At 44.6% G+C, this 885-nt stretch carries 1 protein-coding gene; it reads right to left on the minus strand.

What is annotated here, in order from left to right; genetic code table 11:
* Positions 1-31 precede the first annotated feature (31 nt).
* Positions 32-793, minus strand: coding sequence for an IS5 family transposase (locus tag CKY02_RS23125; protein WP_112897017.1), 762 nt, complete (start codon positions 791-793; stop codon positions 32-34).
* Positions 794-885 lie beyond the last annotated feature (92 nt).

The following is an 885-nucleotide window of genomic DNA, read 5'->3' on the forward strand; positions in this document are numbered from 1 at the left end:
CTAGGGACTGTTGACGTTTCGTGTACATAACTTATACAGCCCACATGGGTAACCACATCATCATAAAAGCCATGGCAACCATACTGGCATAATTTCGCTCAAGTTTGTCGTATCTTGTTGCTATTGCTCGAAAATGTTTAATTCTGGCAAAGGCATTTTCAACCAGATGCCGATACTGATATAAGTGCCTGTCAATGCTTTGGTCACTTTGGCGGCTGTTTTTCCGGTAAGGGATCACGCTTGTTGCTCCACTCTTTCGGATAAAATCTCTGAACTTTTCACTGTCGTATCCCTTGTCAGCAATGACATACTCTGACGGCGGTGACTGCGTAATCAGACTCTCGGCATGAACAATGTCGTTTTCTTGACCGCCTGAAAGTTCAAAGTGGACAGGAAGTCCATAACTGTCTACCACCAAATGGATTTTGGTTGAACGTCCCCCTCGACTCTGGCCTATTGATGTATTTTCCCCTGAAGCTGCGCCGGCACTGTGCTGATGCGCCCGAATTATACTGCCATCAATGAACAACCATTCTGAATCAGTGTGATGAGATAACCATTTGAATAATAACTGTAAAATACCTTTCTTTGACCACAGATTAAAACGACAGAATACCGTATTCCATTGACCGAAATCGGCAGGGATATCCCGCCAGGGGCAGCCCGTTCTCATTCGATAGAGAATGCCTTCCAGCGTCATACGATGCTCTGCTTTGTTATAGACACGACCACTGTGTCGCATCAATGAGGATAGCGTATTCCATACTTCATCTGTTAACATAGTTCTTGGCATGATGGTGAGGTAGAGTCGTTTTTTGGCGAAAGCAATTATACCCCATCATCATGCTGTTCAGTAATTCCTCTCAAAACGTCAACAGCCCCTAG

This window comes from Photorhabdus bodei, assembly GCF_003287735.1.
GTDB classification, from domain to species: Bacteria; Pseudomonadota; Gammaproteobacteria; order Enterobacterales; family Enterobacteriaceae; genus Photorhabdus; species Photorhabdus kayaii.

Coding starts and splice junctions, on each gene's coding strand:
- CKY02_RS23125 (WP_112897017.1), bottom strand. CDS start 793: ATGCCAAGAACTATGTTAACAGATGAAGTATGGAATACGCTATCCTCA.